Below are 1782 nucleotides of genomic sequence, written 5' to 3'. Positions count from 1 at the left end.
ATATGAGGGACGGATTTGCCTACCCCTCGGCCTACACCCTTACCCCGGGACAACCACCGCCCGGGCTGGACTACCTTCCTGCGTCACCCCATCGCTTACCTACTACAAGTCTGGTTCGTCGGCTCCACCACTTTCCTTTCCCCGAAGGGTCCGGAACGGCTTCACGGACTTAGCATCGCCTGATTCGATATTGGGCGTTTCAAAGCGGGTACCGGAATATCAACCGGTTGTCCATCGACTACGCCTGTCGGCCTCGCCTTAGGTCCCGACTTACCCTGGGCAGATCAGCTTGACCCAGGAACCCTTAGTCAATCGGCGCACACGTTTCTCACGTGTGTATCGCTACTCATGCCTGCATTCTCACTCGTGAACCGTCCACAACTAGCTTCCGCTGCTGCTTCACCCGGCACACGACGCTCCCCTACCCATCACAGCGGGCGTTGGCCCTATTGCTGCAATGACACGACTTCGGCGGTACGCTTGAGCCCCGCTACATTGTCGGCGCGGAATCACTTGACCAGTGAGCTATTACGCACTCTTTCAAGGGTGGCTGCTTCTAAGCCAACCTCCTGGTTGTCTCTGCGACTCCACATCCTTTCCCACTTAGCGTACGCTTAGGGGCCTTAGTCGATGCTCTGGGCTGTTTCCCTCTCGACCATGGAGCTTATCCCCCACAGTCTCACTGCCGTGCTCTCACTTACCGGCATTCGGAGTTTGGCTAAGGTCAGTAACCCGGTAGGGCCCATCGCCTATCCAGTGCTCTACCTCCGGCAAGAAACACACGACGCTGCACCTAAATGCATTTCGGGGAGAACCAGCTATCACGGAGTTTGATTGGCCTTTCACCCCTAACCACAGGTCATCCCCCAGGTTTTCAACCCTGGTGGGTTCGGTCCTCCACGAAGTCTTACCTCCGCTTCAACCTGCCCATGGCTAGATCACTCCGCTTCGGGTCTAGAGCGTGCAACTCAATCGCCCTATTCGGACTCGCTTTCGCTACGGCTTCCCCACACGGGTTAACCTCGCTACACACCGCTAACTCGCAGGCTCATTCTTCAAAAGGCACGCAGTCACGACTGCATGTGCAAGCACATACAGCGACGCTCCCACGGCTTGTAGGCACACGGTTTCAGGTACTATTTCACTCCGCTCCCGCGGTACTTTTCACCATTCCCTCACGGTACTATCCGCTATCGGTCACCAGGGAATATTTAGGCTTAGCGGGTGGTCCCGCCAGATTCACACGGGATTTCTCGGGCCCCGTGCTACTTGGGAGATGAGCAAGCAAGCCGCTGATGTTTCGTCTACGGGGGTCTTACCCTCTACGCCGGACCTTTCGCATGTCCTTCGACTACATCAACGGTTTCTGACTCGCCTCATGGCCGGCAGACCATGAAAGCTCATTCCCACAACCCCGCATGCGCAACCCCTGCCGGGTATCACACGCATACGGTTTGGCCTCATCCGGTTTCGCTCGCCACTACTCCCGGAATCACGGTTGTTTTCTCTTCCTGAGGGTACTGAGATGTTTCACTTCCCCTCGTTCCCTCCACATGCCCTATGTGTTCAGGCATGGGTGACAGCCCATGACGACTGCCGGGTTTCCCCATTCGGACACCCCCGGATCAAAGCTCAGTTGGCAGCTCCCCGGGGCCTATCGCGGCCTCTCACGTCCTTCATCGGTTCCTGGTGCCAAGGCATCCACCGTGCGCCCTTAAAAACTTGGCCACAGATGCTCGCGTCCACTGTGTAGTTCTCAAGCAACGACCAGCCACCCATCAC

The 1782-nt window shown here is 57.2% G+C and carries 1 rRNA gene (only partly in view); it reads right to left on the bottom strand.

Annotation, left to right across the window (positions count from 1 at the left end):
• Positions 1-1728: ribosomal RNA gene (locus ABZW32_RS39290) — 23S ribosomal RNA — on the bottom strand (it extends 1495 nt beyond the left edge of the window).
• Between the last annotated feature and the right edge of the window lie 54 nt (positions 1729-1782).

The organism is Streptomyces sp. NPDC004667, assembly GCF_040609475.1.
Taxonomy (GTDB): domain Bacteria; phylum Actinomycetota; class Actinomycetes; order Streptomycetales; family Streptomycetaceae; genus Streptomyces.
The sequence above is the reverse complement of the archived record's forward strand: the minus strand, read 5'-3'. Positions and strand labels throughout refer to the sequence as shown.